The organism is Enterobacter sp. ZOR0014 (genome assembly GCF_000798855.1).
Classification (GTDB): domain Bacteria; phylum Pseudomonadota; class Gammaproteobacteria; order Enterobacterales; family Enterobacteriaceae; genus Enterobacter; species Enterobacter kobei.
The window spans coordinates 1-3,509 of the sequence record NZ_JTLF01000239.1 but is presented as its reverse complement, the minus strand read 5'-3'; the positions used below and the strand labels follow the sequence as shown (position 1 = coordinate 3,509).

Sequence of the window (3,509 nt, the reverse complement as noted above, 5' to 3'; positions counted from 1 at the left end):
GCCACCGCCGCAGCGGTCGATAAATCGAAGGACTACACCGACACGGTCACCGCCGCAGCGGTCGATAAATCGAAGGATTACACGGATCACCGCGTTGATAACCTCACCTCAACGGCAGTTGAGCAATCCAACAGCTATACCAATAAAAAGTACGACCAGAGCATTAACTACGCGCAAAACGCAGCGAATCAGGCTGAAAGCAATGCTGCCAGCTATACCGATAATCGCGTCAATGCGTTAAGCCACTCAACTAATCAGCGATTCAAACAGCTCAATTCAAAAATTGACCGTGCAGAAAAGCGTCTCAATGCCGGTGTTGCCGGTGTTACCGCGATCGCGTCAATTCCGTATGTCGCGGAAAACTCATTTTCTTACGGTATCGGCCTGGGTAATTACCAGAACGGCAACGCGATTGCTGGCGGCGTCAATTACAAAACATCCCCTAACACCAACGTAAGACTCAATGTTTCATGGGATTCATCCAGGAACAGTGCGGTCGGCATTGGATTTGCCGGGGGCTGGTAAATGAAGCCCGGATTTATTTCTCCCCCATGGGCGCATACGCGCGGTGATTCCGTAAGTGCCCTGAGCCTTATTAACCGCGCGGAGAAAAATGCGGCCTGCGGCTGCGGGCTGCATTACGAGATCTACCACTACCGCGTCCTGGACGAGCTGCAAAACGTACTAACGAAGCTAAGCGCCGATGATGCGGCAATCTTTCTGGAGATTGCCGCATCACAGGGTTTTCGTCTGGATGCCAGCGCCATCAATGACGCGCATCAGGCGTACTGCGTAACGCTATCCGAAATAAGAAAGGAACAGGAATAATGAGACTATTTATCGCCGAAAAACCCGCCGTTGCGACCGATATTGTGAAAGCCCTCGGCGGCAACTTTACCCGCCACGACGGTTATTTTGAATCCTCCACCGACATTGTGAGCTACTGCGTCGGCCATGTGCTGGAAATGGTGCCCCCGGAGACGATCAACCCGGCGTATGCCACCTGGTCGCTCGACACCCTGCCGCTGAAGCTTTACCCCGTTAAACTTCAGCCCAAAGCGAGCGTGGCAAAACAGGCCAACACCCTGGTGAAGCTGATCCAGCGCCCGGATATCAAAATGATTGTCCACTGCGGCGACCCGGACGACGAAGGCCAGCTCCTCGTTGACGAGGTGCTGGAGTTCGCCGGTAACACGCGCCCGGTGAAGCGGGTGCTGATTAACGACAACACCGCGCCAGCGGTGAAAAAAGCCATCAATTCCCTGCGTGATAACAGCGATTTTCGTGGGATGTACCTGAAAGCCCTGATGCGCAGCGCCGGTGACGCCATTTTTGGCTTCAGCATGAGCCGCTGCTACACCCTCAAAGCCCGTGATAAAGGCTATAAGGGCACGATTTCGGTTGGCCGCGTCCAGACGCCGGTGCTGGGTATGATTGTGCGCCGGTGGCGCGACAATCAGGCACACAGCGAGGCGTTTTACTACCAGCTCGCCGGGCAGTTTGTCAGCGGCACGGACGTCGTCAGCGCCCGCTGGCAGACGTCCGAATACGCGCCGGTTGACGATAAAAAGCGCCTGACGGATAAGGCCTGGGCGGAAGGGCTCGCCAGAGCGCTGGCCGGAAAACCGGCCAGCGTGCTCGCGGCGGCCACTGACCGGGGAAAAACCACGGCCGCCCCGCTGCCGTTTAACCTGCTGCGCCTCCAGGTGCATATGAACCGCAGGCATAAACTGACCGCGCAGCAGACGCTCGACATCACGCAGAAACTCAAGGACGGTAAATACATTACCTATAACCGCTCCGACTGTTCGTATCTGTCCGACGAACAGTTTAACGACGCGCCGCAGGTGGTGGCGGCCTTAAAAACGCTCGACGTTTTTAACGGCCTTGCCACCGATACGGCGCAGAAAAGCGCGGCGTTTGACAGTAAAAAAGTGACCGCCCACACCGCCATTATTCCGACGACGAACATGCCGGATTTAAGCCGCCTTACCGACAGGGAAAAGGCGGTTTATCTCGCCATCGCGCAGTTTTATCTCGCGCAGTTCGTGGCGAAAAAACGCTATGACGAGGCGATCGCGGAGATCAAATGCGGTGACGAAATGTTTAAAGTCTCGGCGCGTAAAACCACGGACGCGGGTTTTACGGCGTTCCTTAGCGATGCGGAGGAAGACGACGAGGAGGACGAAAACAGCAGCGCGTTTGAGGCCATCAGTCGTCTGCAAACCGGGGCGACATTAACCTGCCGCGAGGTGGTGATTTCCGAGAAAAAAACCAAACCGCTGCCGCTGTTTACCGAGGCGACTCTGCTCGCTGCCCTCGTTCGTGTGGCCGATTTTGTCGCCGATCCGCGCATTAAAAAACTGCTCAAGGAGAAGGATAAGGACAAGAAAGACGAACACGGCGGCATCGGCACACCGGCGACCCGCGCGGCCATTATCGAGACGCTGAAAACCCGCGATTACATCACCGTGGAAAAGGGCAAATTTATCCCGACCGCCGCCGGGCTGGCGTTAATTGATGCCCTGCCCGATTCGGTGACGCAGCCGGATATGACCGCCGTCTGGGCTGAAAAACAGGCCGCAGTTGAAACCGGCGAAATGACCATTGATCGGTTTATTGATGGTCTTTACGCGGAAGTATCCCGCCTAATTGAGAGCGCCGACATTGCCATCAGCGCGGCGGAAAAACAGCCCGCTAAAACGTCGCTTAACCGCCTCGCGGTTAAATGCCCGTCGTGCGGAGCTGAGCTGGTTATGACGCCGAAAACCTGCGCCTGCACCGGCTGTCAGTTCAAAATCTGGCTGGAAGTGCGCGGCAAAAAGCTGACGGCAAAACAGGCCGAAACGTTAATCGGCAAGGGCAAAACCGGCGTTATTAAAGGTTTTAAATCGAAGAAAAACGACGATACCTATTCGATGATCGTCACCCTGAAAAATCCGCAAACCGGGGAACTCGGTTTTGAATATCCACCCCGCGATCCGCTGAAAGGATTGAACGTATCTGTACCGAAGGAGCTGAAATTATGAACCGTATCCAGGACGAATTAACCTCAGAGCGCGCGCTGAAAAAGTTTTTACGTGAAAGTGATTTCACCTTTCTGGAGAAGCTGAGCGCGCGTATTTCAGCGGCGCTTGATGAAAAGCGCGCAGAGCATATCAAGCAGGAAAATCAGCGCCGCCTGCGCGAGGAAAAGCGCAATGAACTGCTGGCGCTCATTGAATCGGAAGGTTTTTCGGCGGCTGAACTAGCGGGCAATTCAGCCGCGCCATCGTCGGCAAAAAGGAAACCGAAATACCAGTATGTTGAGCACGGCGTGCGTAAAACATGGTCAGGCGTGGGGCGTGTACCGGTCTTTATTCAGCAGGAACTGGACGCCGGAAAAACCCTCGAAAGCTTTCTAATAGGTAACTCAAATGAATAGTTTCGCAAGAATTATCATCATCGCATCTCTGGCAGCCACAACGGTTAGCAGCAACCTGCTCAGGCGCGCAGGGTGTGACGCTTTT

4 protein-coding genes are annotated in these 3,509 nt (G+C 54.9%); all 4 read left to right on the top strand.

All coding sequences use genetic code 11. From position 1 onward, the window contains the following. The coding region (locus tag L977_RS12535) for a YadA-like family protein (protein ID WP_197061799.1) at positions 1 to 525 on the top strand (525 nt) is incomplete at its 5' end. Further along, positions 526 to 828, top strand: a complete 303-nt coding sequence (locus L977_RS12530) for a hypothetical protein (RefSeq protein WP_047625862.1) — start codon at positions 526 to 528, stop codon at positions 826 to 828. After that, complete coding sequence (locus L977_RS12525) at positions 828 to 3,029, top strand: type IA DNA topoisomerase (RefSeq protein ID WP_047625860.1); 2,202 nt, start codon at positions 828 to 830, stop codon at positions 3,027 to 3,029. Before L977_RS12530 ends, L977_RS12525 begins: the two co-directional genes overlap by 1 nt. Further along, on the top strand, positions 3,026 to 3,424 hold the full coding sequence (locus tag L977_RS12520; RefSeq protein ID WP_032640107.1) for an H-NS histone family protein: 399 nt from the start codon (positions 3,026 to 3,028) through the stop codon (positions 3,422 to 3,424). The genes L977_RS12525 and L977_RS12520 overlap by 4 nt, the downstream gene beginning before the upstream one ends. Positions 3,425 to 3,509 lie beyond the last annotated feature (85 nt).

Coding starts and splice junctions, on each gene's coding strand:
- L977_RS12530 (WP_047625862.1), top strand. CDS start 526: ATGAAGCCCGGATTTATTTCTCCCCCATGGGCGCATACGCGCGGTGAT.
- L977_RS12525 (WP_047625860.1), top strand. CDS start 828: ATGAGACTATTTATCGCCGAAAAACCCGCCGTTGCGACCGATATTGTG.
- L977_RS12520 (WP_032640107.1), top strand. CDS start 3,026: ATGAACCGTATCCAGGACGAATTAACCTCAGAGCGCGCGCTGAAAAAG.